General features: G+C 60.1%; 16 protein-coding genes. 6 read left to right on the plus strand and 10 right to left on the minus strand.

Annotation, left to right across the window (positions count from 1 at the left end; translation table 11 throughout):
* The first annotated feature begins 184 nt into the window (after positions 1-184).
* The 3 genes from ACZ0A4_RS25400 to mgrA all read left to right on the plus strand — a co-directional run bounded on the left by ACZ0A4_RS25400 (position 185) and on the right by mgrA (position 4,879).
* Positions 185-2,410, plus strand: a complete 2,226-nt coding sequence (locus tag ACZ0A4_RS25400; protein ID WP_463576761.1) for a TonB-dependent receptor — start codon at positions 185-187, stop codon at positions 2,408-2,410.
* Between the two features lies 1 nt (position 2,411).
* A complete protein-coding gene (locus ACZ0A4_RS25405; RefSeq protein WP_463576762.1) occupies positions 2,412-3,731 on the plus strand; it encodes an LLM class flavin-dependent oxidoreductase in 1,320 nt (439 codons plus the stop codon).
* 110 nt (positions 3,732-3,841) lie between these two features.
* On the plus strand, positions 3,842-4,879 hold the full coding sequence (gene mgrA / locus ACZ0A4_RS25410) for an L-glyceraldehyde 3-phosphate reductase (RefSeq protein WP_463576763.1): 1,038 nt from the start codon (positions 3,842-3,844) through the stop codon (positions 4,877-4,879).
* A gap of 210 nt (positions 4,880-5,089) precedes the next feature.
* Here mgrA and tauD read toward each other — a convergent pair whose 3' ends face one another.
* The 7 genes from tauD to ACZ0A4_RS25445 all read right to left on the minus strand — a co-directional run bounded on the left by tauD (position 5,090) and on the right by ACZ0A4_RS25445 (position 13,589).
* Positions 5,090-5,932, minus strand: coding sequence for a taurine dioxygenase (gene tauD / locus ACZ0A4_RS25415; RefSeq protein ID WP_038359808.1), 843 nt, complete (start codon positions 5,930-5,932; stop codon positions 5,090-5,092).
* Between the two features lie 142 nt (positions 5,933-6,074).
* Complete coding sequence (tauC, locus tag ACZ0A4_RS25420; protein WP_463576764.1) at positions 6,075-6,914, minus strand: taurine ABC transporter permease TauC; 840 nt, start codon at positions 6,912-6,914, stop codon at positions 6,075-6,077.
* Positions 6,911-7,705, minus strand: coding sequence for a taurine ABC transporter ATP-binding subunit (gene tauB, locus ACZ0A4_RS25425; RefSeq protein WP_463576765.1), 795 nt, complete (start codon positions 7,703-7,705; stop codon positions 6,911-6,913). Before tauB ends, tauC begins: the two co-directional genes overlap by 4 nt.
* A gap of 16 nt (positions 7,706-7,721) precedes the next feature.
* Positions 7,722-8,699, minus strand: a complete 978-nt coding sequence (gene tauA, locus ACZ0A4_RS25430) for a taurine ABC transporter substrate-binding protein (protein ID WP_463576766.1) — start codon at positions 8,697-8,699, stop codon at positions 7,722-7,724.
* A gap of 328 nt (positions 8,700-9,027) precedes the next feature.
* Entirely contained in the window at positions 9,028-10,611 is a 1,584-nt protein-coding gene (gene gshA / locus ACZ0A4_RS25435; RefSeq protein ID WP_463576767.1) for a glutamate--cysteine ligase, read from the minus strand.
* A gap of 270 nt (positions 10,612-10,881) precedes the next feature.
* The gene (locus ACZ0A4_RS25440; RefSeq protein WP_053116527.1) at positions 10,882-11,265 is read right to left on the minus strand and encodes a PaaI family thioesterase; all 384 of its coding nucleotides are present in this window, start codon (positions 11,263-11,265) and stop codon (positions 10,882-10,884) included.
* Positions 11,265-13,589 carry a Tex family protein gene (locus tag ACZ0A4_RS25445; protein WP_016986272.1) on the minus strand — a complete coding sequence of 775 codons (2,325 nt, stop codon included), beginning with the start codon at positions 13,587-13,589 and terminating at the stop codon, positions 11,265-11,267. Before ACZ0A4_RS25445 ends, ACZ0A4_RS25440 begins: the two co-directional genes overlap by 1 nt.
* Before the next feature lie 358 nt (positions 13,590-13,947).
* On the opposite strand from ACZ0A4_RS25445, the gene ompR reads away from it, so the two are divergent.
* Positions 13,948-14,688, plus strand: a complete 741-nt coding sequence (ompR, locus tag ACZ0A4_RS25450; protein ID WP_064388985.1) for an osmolarity response regulator transcription factor OmpR — start codon at positions 13,948-13,950, stop codon at positions 14,686-14,688.
* Positions 14,689-14,801: 113 nt separating this feature from the next.
* Entirely contained in the window at positions 14,802-16,115 is a 1,314-nt protein-coding gene (locus tag ACZ0A4_RS25455; RefSeq protein WP_007917930.1) for an ATP-binding protein, read from the plus strand.
* Positions 16,116-16,445: 330 nt separating this feature from the next.
* Here the strand turns inward: ACZ0A4_RS25455 and rimK are convergent, their stop codons facing one another.
* Genes rimK through rimA form a run of 3 tightly spaced genes read right to left on the minus strand, consistent with a single transcriptional unit; the run spans position 16,446 to position 18,623 of the window.
* Positions 16,446-17,351 carry a 30S ribosomal protein S6--L-glutamate ligase gene (gene rimK, locus ACZ0A4_RS25460; RefSeq protein ID WP_007949201.1) on the minus strand — a complete coding sequence of 302 codons (906 nt, stop codon included), beginning with the start codon at positions 17,349-17,351 and terminating at the stop codon, positions 16,446-16,448.
* Positions 17,348-17,827, minus strand: a complete 480-nt coding sequence (gene rimB, locus ACZ0A4_RS25465; RefSeq protein WP_007917936.1) for a retropepsin-like aspartic endopeptidase RimB — start codon at positions 17,825-17,827, stop codon at positions 17,348-17,350. Before rimB ends, rimK begins: the two co-directional genes overlap by 4 nt.
* A gap of 16 nt (positions 17,828-17,843) precedes the next feature.
* Entirely contained in the window at positions 17,844-18,623 is a 780-nt protein-coding gene (rimA, locus tag ACZ0A4_RS25470; protein WP_463577637.1) for a S6 modification regulatory phosphodiesterase RimA, read from the minus strand.
* 116 nt (positions 18,624-18,739) lie between these two features.
* On the opposite strand from rimA, the gene ACZ0A4_RS25475 reads away from it, so the two are divergent.
* Positions 18,740-19,147, plus strand: coding sequence for an RNA-binding S4 domain-containing protein (locus ACZ0A4_RS25475; protein WP_463576768.1), 408 nt, complete (start codon positions 18,740-18,742; stop codon positions 19,145-19,147).
* Positions 19,148-19,176: the final 29 nt, after the last annotated feature.

The following is a 19,176-nucleotide window of genomic DNA, read 5'->3' on the forward strand; positions in this document are numbered from 1 at the left end:
ATCGCATATAAAAGTAATTTTTCAGTATTGGACGCTCTATGCGTGGCTTGCCAATACTGTCGATGGTAGCGCTAACAAAGCGCGCTGTCTGCTACTCGCTCGAGCGAATGCCCAAGACGACACCGATTCAGGCGCTGTCGTCGCAGAACGGCAGCGGTTAAGGGCCAATTTCGAGCGGGCAAACATGCACAACATTCCTGGGGCGACACACACACTGGCGCAGTCGATTCGCGCCGCGGGCTGGTTATTCACGGGGTTGGCGGCGCTGCCGTTGCCCAACGCATTCGCTGGCGAGAGCAGTGATCAGGAGCCGACACTCAAATCCGTGACCGTCACTGCCACGCGCCGCGAAGAGTCGCTGCAAAAAGTGCCAGTCGCGGTGTCGGTGATCGACGGCGAACAGCTTGAACGCGATAACCGCAACGGCGTGGCGAGCATCGTCCAGCAAGTGCCGTCGCTGAACTTCCGCACTGGCGCTTCGAACAAGGACACCTCGTTGTTCGTGCGCGGTGTCGGCACGATTTCCACCTCGCCGGGCGTCGAGCCGACCGTGGCGACGGTGATCGATGGTGTGGTCTACGCACGCCCTGGCCAATCCACTCTCGACTTGCTGGATCTGGAGCGCGTCGAGGTTTTGCGCGGTCCGCAAGGCACGCTGTTCGGCAAGAACGCCTCGGCCGGCGTGCTCAACATCACCAGTAAGGCGCCGACCGCCGAGACTCACGGTTACATCGATCAGTCGTACTACAGCGGCAACGAAAGCCGCACCCGGTTCGGCATTGGCGGCAGCCTGATTCCGGAGACGTTGAAGGGCTCTATCAGCACGCTGTTCGGCACCTACGATGGCAACGTCGACAACCAACACAACGGTCAGGAGGTCAACGGCTACAACCATCGCGGCGTACGCGGAAAACTCGAATTCACTCCGAATGACGACGTCACTTTCACGCTGATCGCCGACTACATGCAGTCCCACGACGACGGCCCCAACGGCGTGGTCAGCAAGTCGCTGACCCCGGCCTTCGCCAATGCACTGAGCCCGGTCAATGCGAGCAGCCATAACCGCGACATCAACACCGACACCCGTTCACACGTCGAGGACATCAACAAAGGTTTGTCCGGCCAGCTCGACTGGCAATTGGGTGATTACACGCTGACCTCGATTACCGCATGGCGCGGCTGGGACAACACCCAGTATCAGGACGGGGACCGTCTTGGCACGGTAACGACGGCGTTCCCCGGCACGGCGGACAAGGGCGATCTGGCCTTCGATCAATATTCGCAAGAGCTGCGTCTGGCCTCGCCGAAAGGCGAGTTCCTCGAATACGTTGGCGGCCTGTTCTACATGCACGGCAAGGACGACGAGACCTATCAGCGCACGCTGACTACCACCACGCGCACCGACCGTGGTGTCGCCGATTACAGCACCACCAGCGACAGTTACGCTGTGTTCGGCGAGAGCACACTGAACTTCACCTCCGACTTTCGCGGCATCGCTGGCCTGCGCTACACCCACGATGATCTCGAATACGATCACCGCCGCGTTTCGACTTCGGCGACCACCGTCAGCGGTATTCAACCGGCCACCAGCAGTTCAGGTTCGGTGGACGAAGATGGCTGGTCCGGCCGCCTCGGTGTGCAGTACGACCTGAGCGATACAGTCACTACATACCTGACCTATTCGCGTGGCTACAAAGGCCCGGCCTACAACGTGTTCTTCAATATGCAGCCGCGCGATACCGAAGCGCTAAAACCGGAGACCTCCAACACGTGGGAAGCGGGGATCAAGGCGACGAGCTGGCACAATCGCCTGACCACCAATCTGGCGGTATTTCACAGCGACTACGACAACTATCAGGCGAACTTCTTTGACACTGTCGCCGGTCAGGTCGTAACACGTTTGATCAACGCCGGCAGCGTCAGCACCGAGGGCGTCGAACTCGATTACGCCTTGCAAGCGACCCAGCAATTGAAGCTGTCCGGCGCACTCGCCTACACCCGCGCGCGCATCGACGAATTCGCCTGCCCGGCGGGCGCGGCGGCGTCGTGCAACGTCAACGGCAAACCGCTGCCGTTCAGTCCGGACTGGAAAAGCTACGTGCGCGCCGATTACACCATCCCGCTGGATAACGGTCTGGATATCGAGCTCGGCACCGACTACAGCTGGCAGAGCGAAGTGCAGTACGACATCAGCCAGAACGTCGACACCAAACAGGGTGCCTACGGCCTGTGGAACGCCAGCGTCGCCCTGGCCGATTACAGCAATGGCTGGCGCGTCGCGCTACTGGGCAAGAACCTCACTGACAAATCCTATTCGCCATTGCTCGCCAGCGGCGGCAATTACATCTACCGCGCCGTGCCACGGGATGACGAGCGCTACTTTGGCGTGCAACTGCGCAAGGATTTCTGAGATGAGCAGACAGTTGAAACTCGGCGCGTTCCTCATGGCTACCGGGCACCACGTGGCGGCGTGGCGTCATCCTGATGTACCGGCCAATGCGGGTCTGGATTTCGCTCATTACAAACGGCTGGCGCAGATTGCCGAGGCGGCGAAGTTCGATGCGTTGTTTGTTGCCGACAGCGTCGCCGCGCCAACTCAGGACATCGCCAGTCGCATGGCGCGTTCCGATCACTTTGAGCCGCTGACATTGCTCTCGGCGCTGAGTGCGGTAACCGAGCACATCGGCCTGATCGCCACGGCGACCACCAGCTACAACGAGCCGTATCACGTGGCGCGTAAATTCGCTTCGCTTGATCACCTTTCGGGTGGGCGTGCGGGGTGGAATCTGGTGACCTCGGACAATGCTGCCGAGGCGCTGAATTTCGGTCGTGATGAACACATTGGTCATGCCGAACGCTATAGCCGTGCCCGCGAATTTCATCAGGTGGTGACCGGGCTTTGGGATAGCTGGGAAGATGATGCCTTCTTTCGCGACAAGGCCAGCGGAGCGTACTACGACCCTTCGAAGCTGCATGTGCTAGATCACGTCGGCGAACACTTCCGGGTCAAAGGCCCGCTGAACGTTGCGCGCTCGCCGCAGGGGCAGCCGGTGATTGTACAGGCCGGCTCTTCGGAAACCGGACGCGAATTGGCGGCGCAGACCGCTGAAGTGGTGTTCACCGCGCAGACCTCGCTGGCCAATGCCCAGGCGTTCTACGCCGATCTCAAAGGGCGCTTGCCGAAATACGGGCGCAGCGCCGAATCGTTGAAAATCATGCCCGGAGTTTTTGTCGTCGTCGGCCGCACCGAAGCTCAGGCGCAGGAAAAATGTGAAACGTTTCAGCAATTAGTCGAACCCGAGGTTGGCGTCGCCTTGCTTGGGCGTATGCTGGGCAACTTCGATTTGTCGAAGTACCCGCTGGATGGGCCGTTGCCGGAGTTGCCGCTGACGGAAAGCGGTCAGCAGAGCCGGCAAAAATTGCTCACTGAATTGGCGGGTCGGGAAAACCTGAGCCTTGCCGAACTGGGCCGCAAGATTGCAGGTGGGCGAGGGCATTACAGCCTGGTCGGTACGCCGGAGCAGATTGCTGATCGTTTGCAGGAATGGTTTGAACAAGGCGCGGCGGACGGCTTCAACGTGCTGGTACCGCACCTGCCGGGTGGGCTCGAAGACTTCGCCGGTGGCGTGGTCCCGGAACTGCAACGGCGTGGTTTGTTCAGAACGGAGTATGAGGGCCGGACGTTGCGCGAGAACCTTGGCCTGGCCCGACCCGGCAATCGATTTGTGTAACACCCTTCGCGAGCAAGCTCGCTCCCACAGGGAAATGCATTCCAAAGGTGGGAGCGAGCCTGCTCGCGAAGCAGTCGACACCCATTTCAAAACAGACAAGAGAGGATTCGATGACATACACCGCTGCCGAAAACCGCTATGACTCCATCCCTTACCGCCGCGTCGGCCGCAGCGGTCTGGTGCTGCCGGCGTTGTCGCTGGGCCTGTGGCACAACTTCGGCGACAGTACGCCGATCGACACCCAACGCGCCTTGCTGCGCACCGCGTTCGATCTGGGCATCAACCACTTCGACCTGGCCAACAACTATGGCCCGCCGTACGGCAGCGCCGAGACTAATTTCGGCCGCTTGCTGCGTGAAGACTTCAAGCAGTACCGCGATGAGCTGATCATCTCCAGCAAGGCCGGTTGGGACATGTGGCCCGGCCCTTACGGTCAGGGCGGTGGCTCGCGCAAATACGTGCTGGCCAGCCTCGACCAGAGCCTGCAACGCCTCGGGCTCGACTATGTGGATATTTTCTATTCGCACCGCTTCGACCCGGACACCCCACTGGAAGAAACCGCCAGCGCCCTCGCCACTGCCGTGCAACAGGGCAAGGCGTTGTACATCGGTATCTCGTCGTATTCCGGGGTGAAAACCCGCGAGATCGCTGCGCTGTTGAAAGATTGGAAAGTACCGCTGCTGATTCATCAGCCGGCCTACAACTTGCTCAATCGCTGGGTGGAAAAAGATCTGCTCGATACCACTGATGAACTCGGCACGGGCGTGATCGCTTTCACTCCGCTGGCGCAAGGTCTGCTCACCGATAAATACCTTAACGGCGTACCGGCGGATGCACGGGTCAACCGTCCGGGCGGTGGTTCGTTGCAGGCTTCGCACTTGTCCGACGCCAACATTGCTCACGTGCGCGCGTTGAATGAAATCGCCAAGCGTCGTAGTCAGAGTCTTGCGCAACTGGCGCTGGCGTGGACGCTGCGCGATCCGCGGGTGACCTCGGCACTGATTGGTGCGAGCCGGCCGGAGCAGATTATCGAGAACGTCGGGGCGTTGAAGAATTTGAGTTTCAGTGCTGAAGAGCTGGCGGAGATTGACCGGTTTGCCCAAGAGGGCGGGATCAATCTTTGGGAGAAGCCTTCGACGGCGGAGTGATGAAGATTGGGTCGGGTCAGCAAGATCCAACCCCCTCACCCCAGCCCTCTCCCCAGGGGGGCGAGGGGGAAAGGGAGCCGATCTTCATGCTTTTCAATACTTGAATTCAACCCGATATTTCAGGTCGATGTAGCTCGTACAAACACCTCGGTCAGTCCCCTCTCCCTCGGGGAGAGGGTTAGGGTGAGGGGCTTTGGCTGTAAAAACGGCTCAACGAAAAAACGGCACATCCCCCAACACCGTCGCCCGCTGCATCACCCGTCGCGCCGGTCGGTAGTCATCTACCGCGTAATGCTGTGTCACGCGGTTGTCCCAGAACGCAATGTCGTCCTGCTGCCAGCGCCAGCGAATGGTGAATTCCGGCCGCGTTGCATGGGCGAACAGAAACTTCAGAATCGCTTCGCTCTCGGTTTCCGACAGCTCATTGATCTTCGACGTGAAACCTTCATTGACGAACAACGAGCGCCGCCCGCTGACCGGATGCGTACGGATCACCGGGTGCGACAGCGGTGGATTCTTGCGCCGAGCCTCTTCCCACTGCGCCAGCGCTTCAGGCGTGTTGCCATAGCGCTCCAGCGGAAACGAGCGTGTGAAATCGTGGGTTGCAGTCAGCCCTTCCAGCAAGCCTTTCAGCGGCGCCGACAGCGCTTCATACGCGGCAATGCCGCTGGCCCACAACGTGTCGCCACCGAACTCCGGCAGCAACTTGGCGCTGAGCACCGCGCCCATCGCCGGCGTTGGCAGGAAGGTCACGTCGGTGTGCCAGATCGCATTGTCGCGCACGTCGGTGACGGCGGTGTCGAGGATCAGCACTTCCGGTTGTTCCGGCACGTTCGGGTAGATCGGGTGGATGTGCAGGTCGCCGAAATAGGCGGCGAAGCGCGCCTGTTGAGGCGGCTCGATTGGCTGATTGCGGAAGAATAAAACCTGATATTTGAGCAGCGCCTGCTCAATCGCGTCGCGGTGTTCCAGGCTCAATGGCTGGCTGATGTCGACGCCGCTGATTTGTGCGCCGAGGGCTGAGCTTAACGGGGTGATGTTGAGGCTGCTCATGGTCTTTCTCTTCGAATTCGGGGTTCTGGCTTTTGTGGGAGCGAGCCTGCTCGCGAATGCTGAGTGTCTGGCGAAAGTGCAGTGACTGATCCGACGCTTTCGCGAGCAGGCTCGCTCCCACAGGGGGATTTCATATGGCGACTTAGTGGGCCTGGCCGTGCCATGGCACCAGTTTGTGCTGCAGGGCGCGCAGGCCCATTTCCATGGCGAAGGCGATCAGGGCGATGACCAGAATCCCCAGCACCACCACATCGGTGACCAGAAATTGCGCGGCCGACTGCACCATGAAACCCAAACCGCTGGTCGCGGCAATCAATTCGGCAGCGACCAACGTCGACCAGCCAACGCCCAGACCAATGCGCACGCCTGTCAAAATGTCCGGCAGGGCACTCGGCAAAATCACATGACGAATCAGCTGCAAACGCGTCGCACCCAACGACTGCGCCGCGCGCAATTTTGCCGGATCAACCGTACGAACACCGGTAGCGGTAGCGATGGCAATCGGTGCGAAAATCGCCAGATAAATCAGCAGCACTTTCGACAACTCGCCGATGCCGCACCAGATCACGATCAGCGGCAAATAGGCTAGCGGCGGAATCGGCCGGTAGAACTCGATCAGCGGATCGAGCACGCCACGGGCAATGCGATTGGCCCCGATGGCAATGCCCACCGGCACGGCGGTCAGGATCGCAAAGCCGAGGCCCAGACCGATGCGGCTCAGGCTGGCGCCCAAGTGCTGCCACAACGTCGAATCCATGTAACCGGTAGTCGCCAGCAACCAGCCTTTTTGCAGCACGGCGGACGGTGGCGGCAGGAACAGCGGCTCGATCAATCCAGTGGCCGTCACCGCCCACCAGATCGCCAACAATGCAAACAAGGTCAGCAGGCTGATCCAGCGCGTGCTGAGGCTGCGGCGTACGGGAATCGCCACCGACGGTGTCGCGGGTTTTACCGCAGTCGAGGAAACGTCGTAACTGCTCATGCGCGCTCCTGCCGTTGTGCGGCGCTGCGTTGCGAGAACACTTTGCTCAGCACGTGTTCGCGGGTTTCGATAAAGCGCGGATCGGATTTGATCGCACGTGCTGACTCGCCAGCGGCGTAGCGCTGACCGAAGTCCAGCTGCAGCCGCTCAACGATCTGCCCCGGATTCGGCGCGAGCAGAATCAGGTCAGTGGCGAGGAACACCGCTTCTTCAATGTCATGGGTAATCAGGAAAACCGGCTTGGCCGTGCGCTGCCAGACTTGTAGCAACAGCTCCTGCATCTGTTCGCGAGTGAACGCGTCGAGGGCGCCGAAAGGCTCGTCCATCAGTAATACGCGCGGGTCAGCGGCGAGGGCGCGGGCGAGGCCGACGCGCTGTTTCTGGCCACCGGAAAGCTGCCAGATCCGACGGCTTTCGAAACCGGAAAGATCAACCAGCGCGAGCATCTCGCGGGCGATCTTTTCGCGTTTGTCTTTGGCGACACCGGCCAGTTCCAGACCGAACGCGACGTTGGCCAACACATTCTGCCAAGGCAGTAACGCGTCATCCTGGAACACCACGCCACGTTCGGCGCTCGGGCCTTTGACCGGCACGCCGTCGAGGGTGATGCGCCCGGCGCTCGGTTCGACGAAACCGGCAATCAGGTTCAACAGCGAAGTCTTGCCACTGCCGGACGGGCCGAGGGCGACCAGCAATTGCTGAGGCCCCAGGGTCAGAGAAATATCCGCCAGCACCGGTGTCGGGCTGCCCGGGTACTGTGCGCTGATGCGCTCCAGCTGAAGCAAGGCCATCGCGGTTAACTCCCGATCAGTTGGTGATGAATTTGGCGCTGACGTACGGCGCGTAGTCCGGCAGAACGGCTTCGACCTTGCCTTGTTCCTTGAGGAACGCGGCGGTATCGGTGATGGCTTTGGTGGTCGGCGCGCCTAGGGTGACGACTTGATCCGCCGCCAGCGGGTAGACGTTGCCTTGCAGCAGCAACGGAATATCGCTGGCCTTGGCACCGGAGAGTTTCACCAGCTTGTCGACGTTGGACTGATCGGCGAGCCAGGCTTTCGGGTCTTTGCGGTAGTCGGCGTAGGCGTCGAGGGTGACCTTGGCGAACGCGGTGACGATTTCCGGGTGCTTCTCGGCGAAGTCTTTGCGCACGATCCACGCATCGAAGGTCGGCGCGCCGAACTTGGCCAGCTCGCCGGAGGTGATCAGCACTTTGCCGTTTTCCTTGGCCACGCCCAGCGCCGGATCCCACACGTAAGTGGCGTCGATGTCACCGCGTTTCCACGCAGCAATGATCGCTGGCGGAGCAAGGTTGAGCACGGTGACTTTCGACGGGTCGATGTTCCAGTGCTTCAGCGCGGCGAGCAGGCTGTAGTGACCGGTGGATACGAACGGCACGGCGATTTTCTTGCCGATCAGATCTTGCGGGGTCTTGATGCCGGAACCGTCGCGGGCGACCAGTGCTTCGGCGGCGCCGATCTGAGTGGCGATGAGGAAAGTTTCGACCGGGACTTTGCGGGTGATCGCTGCGGTCAGCGGGCTCGAACCGAGGTAGCCGATCTGCACGTCACCGGAGGCGATGGCGGCGATGATGTCGGCGCCGTTGTCGAACTTGCGCCAGGCGATATCGGTTTTGGTGGCTTTTTCGTAAGCGCCGTCGGACTGGGCGACTTTCGCCGGGTCAACGGTGGTTTGGTAGGCGACGGTAAGGTCGGCGGCCTGAGCCAGAAAACTCGCGGCAGCCAGAGAGGCTACGGCGAGCAGGCGAAGCGGGAAATTCAGTTTCATTGAACAGCTCCATATCAGGCGACCGAGCGTCGGCGTGAAAGGAGACTAAATGATCTAAGAATCAGTAAATAAATAACTTTTTCGAATGAGCTTATGAGCGGAAAAATCTAAGCGGGGGGAAGTTTGTGGGCGGTTCGGATTTTTCGTTCGGCGTTAGATCTTGCCCCCTCACCCCAGCCCTCTCCCCCAGGGGGGCGAGGGGAAAGGGAGCCGATCTCTGTGCTTTTCAAAACCTGAGTTCGGCGCGGTAGTTCAGGTCGGTGTACTTCGCATCAACAACGCGGTCAGTCCCCTCTCCCTCTGGGAGAGGGTTAGGGTGAGGGGCTCTTCAGTTGCTGATCGCCAAAATACTCGCCTGATACGACCCGACAAACACATCAAAATCCCCCACCTCGTTCTGCTCCAGCTCAGCCTGCTCAGCCAGCGAAGTACGCGCCAGCTCCTCAAACTTCGCCTGTTCATCCGCCGCCAGAGGCTCGCTGCGGAAAAACTCGGCATGCGCCTGGCTCTGACGCAAGGAGAACTGCGCAAAGCTTTCCTTGTGCTCAGCCATCGCCGCCAGCACCTGCGCGGATGGCGTCAGGGACGGATCGCTGACCTTGGCCAGTTGCGCATCCAGCGCCTTGCTGTGTGCATCGCCGCCATGGCTTTGATCCAGCAACGCCGCCAGCGGGGCGATCTGCTCCAGCAGTTCGGCCGCCCAAGTCTTCATCTCCACCGATTCACCGTCACGCTGCAATTGCAGGCCCGGACGACGACCTTCCTTGACCACGCTGAGGAAGTTCGACGTCGCGTTGCCGCAAGACGTGTTGGTCAACAACGGACTGTCGTTCAGCGCGCAATACAGCAGGAACGCATCGAGGAAGCGCGACTCGGTCAGGTCGATGCCCATCGGCAGGAACGGGTTGATGTCCAGGCAACGCACTTCAACGTACTGAATGCCACGGGCCACCAGCGCCTGAATCGGCCGTTCGCCGGTATAGGTCACGCGTTTCGGGCGGATGTTGGAGTAGTACTCGTTTTCGATTTGCAGGATGTTGGTGTTGAGCTGAACCCACTCACCATCCTTGTGCGTGCCGACTTCAACGTACGGCGCGTACGGCGTGGCCACGGCTTTGCGCAAGCTGTCGGTGTAGCTCGCCAGATCGTTGTAGCAGGGCGTCAGACCGGCCTGGGCGTTGCTCTGATAACCGAGGTCGCTCATGCGCAGGCTGGTCGCGTACGGCAGATACAGGGTGTCCGGATCGAGTTGTTCGAGTTGATGCGAACGCCCCCGCAGAAACCCTGCGTCCAGCGCTGGCGATGCACCGAACAGGTACATCAGCAGCCAGCTGTAGCGACGGAAGTTGCGGATCAGCGCGATGTAGGAAACCGACTGGAAGTCGCGATCCGTGCCGACAAAACCTTCGGTTTCGCGCAGCAACGGCCAGAGCTTTTCCGGCAGGGAGAAGTTGTAGTGAATCCCGGCAATGCACTGCATGGTCTTGCCATAACGCAGGGCCAGGCCCTTGCGATAGACGTACTTGAGCTGACCAATGTTGGAGGTGCCGTAATAGGCGATCGGAATATCTTCCTCGGCCGGCAACGGGCACGGCATCGATGGACTCCACAGGTACTCGTTGCCGAGTTTGCTGTAGGCAAAGCGGTGAATCTTGTCCAGGCTCGCCAGCGTATCGGCCGGGTCGGGCAGGGCGGGCGTGATGAATTCCAGCAGCGACTCGGAGTAGTCGGTGGTGATCTGTTCGTTGGTCAGCGCGGAACCCAAGGCTTCGGGGTGCGGCGTTTGCGCCAGGCGACCTTCGCTGGTCACGCGCAGGCATTCACGTTCGATACCGTGCAGGCACTGCTCGAGCAGAGAGAGGTTAGCGCGCTCGCCGAGCAGAGCCAGGCGGCGGTTGAGAAGTTCGCTCAATTTGGATTCCTTCACGCGTCAGTCGCCCCAATATGGGGGTGGGCAGGACGGTCTACAAGGGTGAAGTTGAAACTGGCGTTATCGCCTGGTTTTGTAGCGGCAGGCCATTTGCCGGTCAGTCAGGAACTGCACAATCCCTGTGGGAGCGAGCCTGCTCGCGAAGGCGGTGTGTCAGCCAACATCTTCATTTGCTGATACACCCTCTTCGCGAGCAGGCTCGCTCCCACAAGATTCGTTGCGCCGAAATTAACTCAAAATGATGACCGGTAGCTACAGGACAGCGAACGTGCCTTGCGCTTTTGCGACCAGTTTGTCGCCCTGCATCACGTCGGCTTCGACCACCAACGTGCGCCGGCCCGGGTGGATGACCCGTGCCGTGCACATGACCTCGCCGTCGGAAACGGCGCGGATATAGTTGATCTTGCACTCGATGGTCGCGCTCTGCTGATCGAAGCCATGGGTGCTGGAACAGGCCAGCCCCATGGCGATGTCGACCAGACTGAACAGCGCGCCACCGTGCAATTTGCCGCCGCGATTGCGCAGTTCCGGTTCCAGCACCAGGGCGACTTGCGCCACCCCGGTTTCCAGGCTGTGCAGGCGGCAGCCCAACAGCTTGAAAAACGCGCTCTCGACGAGCCCGGCCGGAATCTCCATCAGCGTTTCTTCAACTGCTTGGCGTTGGCGAACAGCGAGGCCATCGCATTGTTCACTGGCGCTGCAGTCGCAGTTTCTTTGCGTGGCGCGTTGTTCGAAGGCTGGCGCTGGGCCGAGCCCGGACGCGAGCCACGGGCACCGTCGATTTTCTCGCCCGGGGTGTCGCCCATGCGCATCGACAGACCGACGCGTTTGCGCGGAATGTCGACTTCCATGACCTTCACTTTCACCACGTCGCCGGCCTTCACCGCTTCGCGCGGATCCTTGATGAACTTCTCCGACAGCGCCGAGATGTGCACCAGGCCGTCCTGATGCACGCCGATGTCGACGAATGCCCCGAACGCGGTCACGTTGGTGACGACGCCTTCGAGGATCATCCCCAATTGCAGGTCTTTCAGGTCTTCGACGCCTTCCTGGAACTCGGCCGTCTTGAACTCAGGACGCGGGTCGCGGCCCGGTTTTTCCAGTTCCTGGATGATGTCGGTCACGGTTGGCAGACCGAAGGTCTCGTCGGTGAATTTCTTCGGATCCAGACGCTTGAGGAAACTGGCGTCGCCGATCAGCGAGCGGATGTCGCGGTCGGTTTCAGCGGCAATGCGCTGTACCAGCGGATAGGCTTCGGGGTGAACCGCCGACGAATCCAGTGGGTTGTCGCCGTTCATCACGCGCAAGAAACCGGCAGCTTGTTCGAAAGTTTTTTCGCCCAGACGCGCGACTTTCTTCAGGGCTGCACGGGTTTTGAACGCGCCGTGCTCATCGCGGTGCGCGACGATGTTTTGCGCCAGCGTCGCGTTGAGGCCGGAGATACGGGCCAGCAGCGCCACCGAAGCGGTGTTCACATCAACGCCGACGGCGTTCACGCAATCCTCGACCACGGCGTCCAGACCACGCGCCAGTTTCAGCTGCGAAACGTCGTGCTGGTACTGGCCGACACCGATGGATTTCGGATCGATTTTCACCAGTTCAGCCAGTGGATCCTGCAGACGACGGGCGATGGACACCGCGCCACGGATCGACACATCCAGATCCGGGAATTCCTTGGCCGCCAGTTCCGATGCCGAGTACACCGATGCACCGGCCTCGGAAACCATGACCTTGGTCATCTTCATCGCTGGATATTTTTTGATCAGCTCGATCGCCAGTTTATCGGTCTCGCGGCTGGCGGTGCCGTTGCCGATGGCGATCAGGTCAACCGAGTGCTTGGCGCACAGGGCGGCCAGAATGGCGATGGTCTGATCCCACTTGTTGTGCGGCACGTGCGGATAAACCGTGGCGTGATCCAGCAGCTTGCCGGTCGAATCGACCACGGCGACCTTGCAGCCGGTACGCAGGCCCGGGTCGAGACCGAGGGTTGCGCGCGGGCCAGCCGGGGCGGCCAGCAGCAAGTCGTGCAGGTTGTGGGCGAACACGTTGATCGCCTCGGTTTCGGCACCGTCACGCAGCTCGCCGAGCAGGTCGGTTTCCAGATGCGTGTAGAGCTTGACCTTCCACGTCCAGCGCACCACTTCGCCGAGCCATTTGTCGGCCGGGCGGTTCTGGTTCTGGATGTTGAATTGCTGGCCGATCATGCCTTCGCACGGGTGCATGGTGCCCGGCAGTTCGTCGCCGACTTTCAGCGCGGAGCTGAGGATGCCTTCGTTGCGGCCACGGAAAATGGCGAGCGCGCGGTGCGACGGCATGCTTTTCAGCGGCTCATCGTGTTCGAAGTAATCGCGGAATTTGGCGCCTTCCTCTTCTTTGCCGGCGATAACGCGGGCACTGAGGGTCGCTTCCTGCTTAAGGTAGTTGCGCAGTTTTTCCAGCAGGCTGGCGTCTTCGGCGAAGCGCTCCATGAGGATGTACTTGGCGCCTTCCAGCGCGGCCTTCACATCGGCCACGCCTTTTTCGGCATCGACGAAGCGTGCGGCTTCGGTTTCCGGGGCCAGATTCGGGTCGTTGAACAAGCCATCGGCAAGGTCGCCGAGGCCGGCTTCCAGGGCAATCTGGCCCTTGGTGCGGCGCTTCTGCTTGTACGGCAGGTACAAGTCTTCGAGGCGGGTCTTGGTGTCGGCGAGTTTGATGTCGCGTTCGAGGGCTGGGGTGAGTTTGCCCTGCTCTTCGATGCTGGCGAGGATGCTGATGCGCCGTTCGTCGAGTTCTCGCAGGTAGCGCAGACGCTCTTCCAGATGACGCAACTGGGTGTCATCGAGGCTGCCGGTAACTTCTTTCCGGTAACGGGCGATGAAGGGAACGGTAGAGCCTTCATCGAGTAGCGCGACGGCCGCTTCGACCTGTTGTGGGCGTACGCCGAGCTCCTCGGCAATGCGGCTGTTGATGCTGTCCATAAAACCACCTGACATATTGTGAAATCAGGCTCGCAGGCACGGAAATAAAGGCCCGGAGTCTGGTTGAGCGGCTAGAAAATTGCCGCTGCCTGGGTCAAAAGGCAGCCCATTGACCCGTGAAATCGAACAATTACTGCGCGCGACAGGAAAAAAAGCCTGCCACCTGCGGTAACGATTCAGACGTTGCCTGGCACAAAACGCCGCGCATTATAACCAGCGTTCTGTCATTCGGGGGCGTCGCAGTCTGTAGGCATAAACCCCGGTTTTCTGGCAGTGAAGGAAAAATCTGCTAACAATGCACACGGTGCGTATAACGGCAGCTACGCCATAATGCGCGCCGAGCTAAAAGGAGCATCCAATGAGCAGCACTGCACAAACTGCTGAAGGCGAAAAAATTCTCATCGTTGACGACGATCCGGGGCTGAGCAGCCTGCTGGAACGTTTTTTCGTCAGCAAGGGCTACCGTGCCCGCACCGTACCGAACACCGAACAGATGGATCGTCTGCTGTCGCGTGAAGTCTTCAATCTTGTGGTCCTCGACCTCATGCTGCCCGGCGAAGACGGTCTGACCGCTTGCCGCCGCCTGCGTGGCGCGAACAATCAGATTCCGATCATCATGCTCACCGCCAAGGGCGATGAGTTGAGCCGCATCAAGGGCCTGGAACTGGGCGCCGACGATTATCTGGCCAAGCCGTTCAACCCGGACGAGCTGATGGCCCGGGTCAAAGCTGTCCTGCGTCGTCAGGCCGCACCGGTGCCTGGCGCGCCGGGCAGTGAAGACGAAAACGTCACTTTCGGTGATTACGTGTTGTCGCTGGCCACCCGCGAACTGAAACGCGGCGACGAAGTGCACATGCTCACCACCGGTGAGTTTGCGGTACTCAAGGCACTGGTGATGAACGCGCGTCAGCCGCTGACCCGCGACAAACTGATGAACCTGGCCCGTGGCCGCGAGTGGGATGCCCTTGAGCGTTCAATCGACGTGCAGATCTCCCGTCTGCGCCGCATGATCGAGCCTGATCCATCGAAGCCGCGTTATATCCAGACCGTCTGGGGCGTGGGTTACGTGTTCGTACCCGATGGTGCCGCCACCAAGTGATCGGTGATTTGTAGGAGCGGGTCTGCAGGTTTTGGTCGAACGGCCATGCCCGCAGACTCGCAATCCGCAATATGCGAGCATTGCTCGCTCCTGCAAGTGTGTAGCGGTTATAGATGAAGACCCCCGTCTGGTTCCCCCAAAGTTTTTTCTCCCGCACCCTCTGGCTGGTGCTTATCGTCGTGTTGTTCTCCAAGGCGCTGACCCTGGTTTATCTGTTGATGAACGAGGACGTGCTGGTGGACCGCCAATACAGCCACGGCGTCGCCCTGACGTTGCGCGCCTATTGGGCCGCCGATGAAGAAAACCGCGCGAAGATCGCTGATGCCGCCACCCTGATCCGGGTAGTCGGCGCCGGTGTGCCGGAAGGCGAGCAGCACTGGCCGTACAGCGAAATCTACCAGCGGCAGATGCAGGCGGAGTTGGGCGCCGACACTGAAGTGCGTTTGCGCATGCACTCGCCGCCGGCTTTGTGGGTGCGTGCTCCGAGCCTTGGTGACGGCTGGCTCAAGGTGCCGCTGTATCCGCACCCGTTGCGCGGCCAGAAAATCTGGAACGTGCTCGGCTGGTTCCTCGCCATCGGCTTGTTGTCGACAGCGTCGGCATGGATTTTCGTCAGCCAGCTCAACCAACCCTTGAAGCGTCTGGTCTATGCCGCCCGGCAACTCGGTCAGGGTCGCAGCGTACGTCTGCCGATCAGCGACACGCCGAGCGAAATGACCGAGGTGTATCGCGCCTTCAACCAGATGGCTGAAGACGTCGAGCAGGCCGGCCGCGAGCGCGAGTTGATGCTGGCCGGCGTGTCCCATGACCTGCGCACACCGTTGACGCGGTTGCGGCTGTCGCTGGAGTTGATGGGCGACCGCAACGACCTGACCGACGACATGGTGCGCGACATCGAAGACATGGACGCGATTCTTGACCAGTTCCTCGCGTTCATTCGCGATGGTCGTGACGAGTCGGTGGAAGAAGTGGATCTGACTGATCTGGTGCGTGAAGTGGCGGCGCCGTACAACCAGAACGAAGAGAAGGTACGGTTGCGTCTGGAGCCGATTCAGCCGTTTCCGTTGCGGCGGGTATCGATGAAACGCTTGCTGAACAACCTGATCGGCAACGCCTTGAACCATGCCGGCGGTCACGTTGAAGTCGCGGCTTATGTGTCCGGTGACGTCAGTGCGCCGTATGTGGTGCTGAGTGTGATGGATCGAGGGGCGGGGATCGATCCTTCGGAGCTGGAGGCGATTTTCAACCCGTTTACCCGTGGCGATCGTGCCCGGGGTGGCAAGGGCACCGGGTTGGGCCTGGCGATTGTGAAGCGGATTGCTTCGATGCATGGCGGCAATGTTGAACTGCGCAATCGGTCCGGTGGTGGGCTGGAAGCGCGGGTGAGGTTGCCGTTGGGGTTGATGTTGCCTAGGGACGCTGTGTAGATCAAAAGCCCCTCACCCCAACCCTCTCCCGGAGGGAGAGGGGGCAGACCGAGGTGTTTTGTGTCATACATCGACCTGAAAGACTGAGTCGATTATGGATCCGGTACAGCAAGATCAAGTCGGCGTATCTCTTAATCATCCCCAATCGGCCCCCTCTCCCGAGGGAGAGGGGGCCGACCTAGGTGTCTGGCGTCATACATCAACCCGAAATTCCGAGTCGATTATGGATTCGGCACAGCAGGATCAGGTCGGCGTATCTCTTAAGCATCCCCCAATCAGTCCCCTCTCCCTCTGGGAGAGGGTTAGGGTGAGGGGCTGTTGCTCTTGGCTCTAGCCTTTGCCTTTTGTCCGAGTCATATTCGGCCCGCCATTTTTCTCAAGATGCTCAATGATGATCCCCGCCACATTCTTCCCTGTGGTGGTCTCGATCCCTTCCAGCCCCGGCGACGAGTTCACTTCCATCACCAGCGGCCCGTGATTGGAGCGCAGGATATCCACACCCGCCACGGCCAGGCCCATGACCTTCGCTGCGCGCAACGCGGTCATGCGTTCTTCCGGGGTGATCTTGATCAGGCTGGCGCTGCCGCCGCGATGCAGGTTGGACCGGAATTCACCCGGTTTGGCCTGACGCTTCATCGCCGCGATGACCTTGTCGCCGACCACGAAGCAACGAATATCCGCACCGCCCGCTTCCTTGATGTACTCCTGAACCATGATGTTCTGCTTCAGGCCCATGAAGGCCTCGATCACCGATTCCGCCGCCGTGGCGGTTTCGCACAGCACCACACCGATACCTTGAGTGCCTTCCAGTACCTTGATCACCAGCGGCGCGCCGTTGACCATGTCGATCAAATCGGGAATGTCATCCGGCGAGTGGGCAAACCCGGTCACCGGCAGACCGATGCCGCGTCGCGACAGCAATTGCAGCGAACGCAATTTGTCCCGCGAACGTGCGATCGCCACAGATTCGTTGAGCGGGAACACCCCCATCATTTCGAACTGACGCAACACCGCGCAACCATAAAACGTCACCGACGCGCCGATCCGCGGAATCACCGCATCGAAGCCTTCCAGCGGTTTGCCGCGATAGTGGATCTGCGGCTTGTGGCTGGCGATGTTCATGTAGGCGCGCAAGGTGTCGATCACTACCATTTCATGCCCGCGCTCGGTTCCGGCTTCGACCAGACGGCGGGTGGAATACAGACGCGGGTTCCGCGACAGCACAGCGATCTTCATGCAACACCTGTGGAGGAGGTAGATACCGGGAACACCGGCTTGTCTTGTACATATTTGATACCCGGATTGACCACCAACTGGCCATCGATCAGGGCTTTGGAACCGAGCAGCAGGCGGTAGCGCATCGACTTGCGGCAGGCGAGGGTGAACTCGACCGGCCACACTCGATCACCCAACGCCAGGGTGGTGCTGATCACGTAGCGTACCTGCGCATGGCCGTTGGAGCTTTTGATGGTTTTGCGGGTTACCAGCGGTGCTTCGCAGCGGCGGTGACGCAACTGCACCACCGTGCCCAGGTGCGCGGTAAAGCGCACCCACTTCTCGCCGTCGCGTTCGAAGGGCTCGATGTCGGTGGCGTGCAGGCTGGAGGTGCTGGCGCCGGTGTCGATCTTCGCCCGCAGGCCTGCGACTCCCAAATCCGGAAGCGCCACCCACTCGCGCAGACCGACAACGGTCAAATGGTCAAATGTCTTCAATAGAAAAAACCAACGATTAACGCGTCCAGGCTTCAGGTGAAACCTGGGTCAACGCTTTGAATGCAGGTTTGGCGAACCAGTAGCCCTGCATCAGAAATATTCCACAGTCCGCCAGGAAGTCCCGTTCACCGGCGCTCTCAATGCCTTCGGCAATGACTGTAACGTCCAACTCCGCACAGATTGTGACAATCCCCCGAACGATCGCCTGACGAACACGGTCTTGATCGACATCGCGGATCAGCGCCATGTCGAGTTTGATCAGGTCCGGTTGGAAATCAGCCAGCAGATTGAGCCCCGAATAACCGGCACCGAAATCGTCGATGGCGGTCTTGAAGCCGAATTCGCGGTATTCACGCAGAATATTGGTCAAATGGCGATAGTTATCTACGTGCTCGCTTTCCAGGGTTTCGAAAATCAGTCGGTCGATAGGGAAACGGTGTTTTTTTGCCGCCTCGAGCGTACTGCGAATGCATAGCTCTGGACGATAGACCGCGTTGGGCATGAAGTTGATCGACAAGTGTGTCTGCATATTTAGATTGGCCGCGCCTTCGATGGCGCGGGTCCGGCAGAGCTGGTCGAAACGGTAGCGGTTATCTTCTGTAACCTGATCCAGCACAGTGAATGCGCCTTCACCGGCCACACCACGAACCAACGCTTCATGGGCGAAAACCGATTGGTCGCGCAAATCAACGATGGGTTGGTAGGCGAAGGCAAAATCGAAGCCCAGCGGCTCGCTTTGCTGGCAGCCCTGGCAACCGGCCTTGGGCGAGATTAATGAAGATGGAAATTTAGTCACTCGATCACTCCATGCCGATGAACCGGCCAAGATCACAGTCTATCTGGAGGGCCGAGTTCTTGCGCCCGACAGAAACGGTAGTACAGTTCCGACTACTGGCTGAACGAGGAATTCACATGGCGCAAAAACAGGAAGAGGACGACAAGGTTCGTCTGGACAAGTGGCTGTGGGCTGCGCGATTTTACAAAACCCGTGCCCTCGCCAAAGCGGCGATCGAGAGTGGCAAGGTGCATTGTCGCGGTGAGCGCTGCAAGCCTGGCAAAGAGCCACGCGTCGGCGATGAGTTCGAGATTCGTACCGGGTTTGAAGTGCGTACGGTGAAGGTTGAGGCATTGTCGATTGTGCGGCGCGGCGCACCGGAGGCGCAGACGTTGTACGCGGAGACTGAGGCGAGTATTGCCAAGCGTGAAGCGGCTGCGGCAATGCGTAAGGCGGGGGCGCTGGGCGTTACCACTGATGGCAAACCGAGCAAAAAACAGCGGCGGGATTTGTTCAGGTTTCGAGGCGGCAGTAACGACGAGTAAGCGGGGTGTTTTTGCGTTGTTGGTGCCGG

Source organism: Pseudomonas sp. AC172 (assembly GCF_979258595.1).

Bases quoted from the DNA above. Each gene is read 5' to 3' on its own strand.
- ACZ0A4_RS25455 (WP_007917930.1), top strand. From the start codon at position 14,802: ATGAAGACCCCCGTCTGGTTCCCCCAAAGTTTTTTCTCCCGCACCCTC.
- ACZ0A4_RS25405 (WP_463576762.1), top strand. From the start codon at position 2,412: ATGAGCAGACAGTTGAAACTCGGCGCGTTCCTCATGGCTACCGGGCAC.
- ACZ0A4_RS25445 (WP_016986272.1), bottom strand. From the start codon at position 13,589: ATGGACAGCATCAACAGCCGCATTGCCGAGGAGCTCGGCGTACGCCCA.
- ACZ0A4_RS25440 (WP_053116527.1), bottom strand. From the start codon at position 11,265: ATGGAGATTCCGGCCGGGCTCGTCGAGAGCGCGTTTTTCAAGCTGTTG.
- mgrA (WP_463576763.1), top strand. From the start codon at position 3,842: ATGACATACACCGCTGCCGAAAACCGCTATGACTCCATCCCTTACCGC.
- tauC (WP_463576764.1), bottom strand. From the start codon at position 6,914: ATGAGCAGTTACGACGTTTCCTCGACTGCGGTAAAACCCGCGACACCG.
- rimK (WP_007949201.1), bottom strand. From the start codon at position 17,351: ATGAAGATCGCTGTGCTGTCGCGGAACCCGCGTCTGTATTCCACCCGC.
- ACZ0A4_RS25475 (WP_463576768.1), top strand. From the start codon at position 18,740: ATGGCGCAAAAACAGGAAGAGGACGACAAGGTTCGTCTGGACAAGTGG.
- ACZ0A4_RS25400 (WP_463576761.1), top strand. From the start codon at position 185: ATGCACAACATTCCTGGGGCGACACACACACTGGCGCAGTCGATTCGC.
- tauD (WP_038359808.1), bottom strand. From the start codon at position 5,932: ATGAGCAGCCTCAACATCACCCCGTTAAGCTCAGCCCTCGGCGCACAA.
- tauA (WP_463576766.1), bottom strand. From the start codon at position 8,699: ATGAAACTGAATTTCCCGCTTCGCCTGCTCGCCGTAGCCTCTCTGGCT.
- ompR (WP_064388985.1), top strand. From the start codon at position 13,948: ATGAGCAGCACTGCACAAACTGCTGAAGGCGAAAAAATTCTCATCGTT.
- tauB (WP_463576765.1), bottom strand. From the start codon at position 7,705: ATGGCCTTGCTTCAGCTGGAGCGCATCAGCGCACAGTACCCGGGCAGC.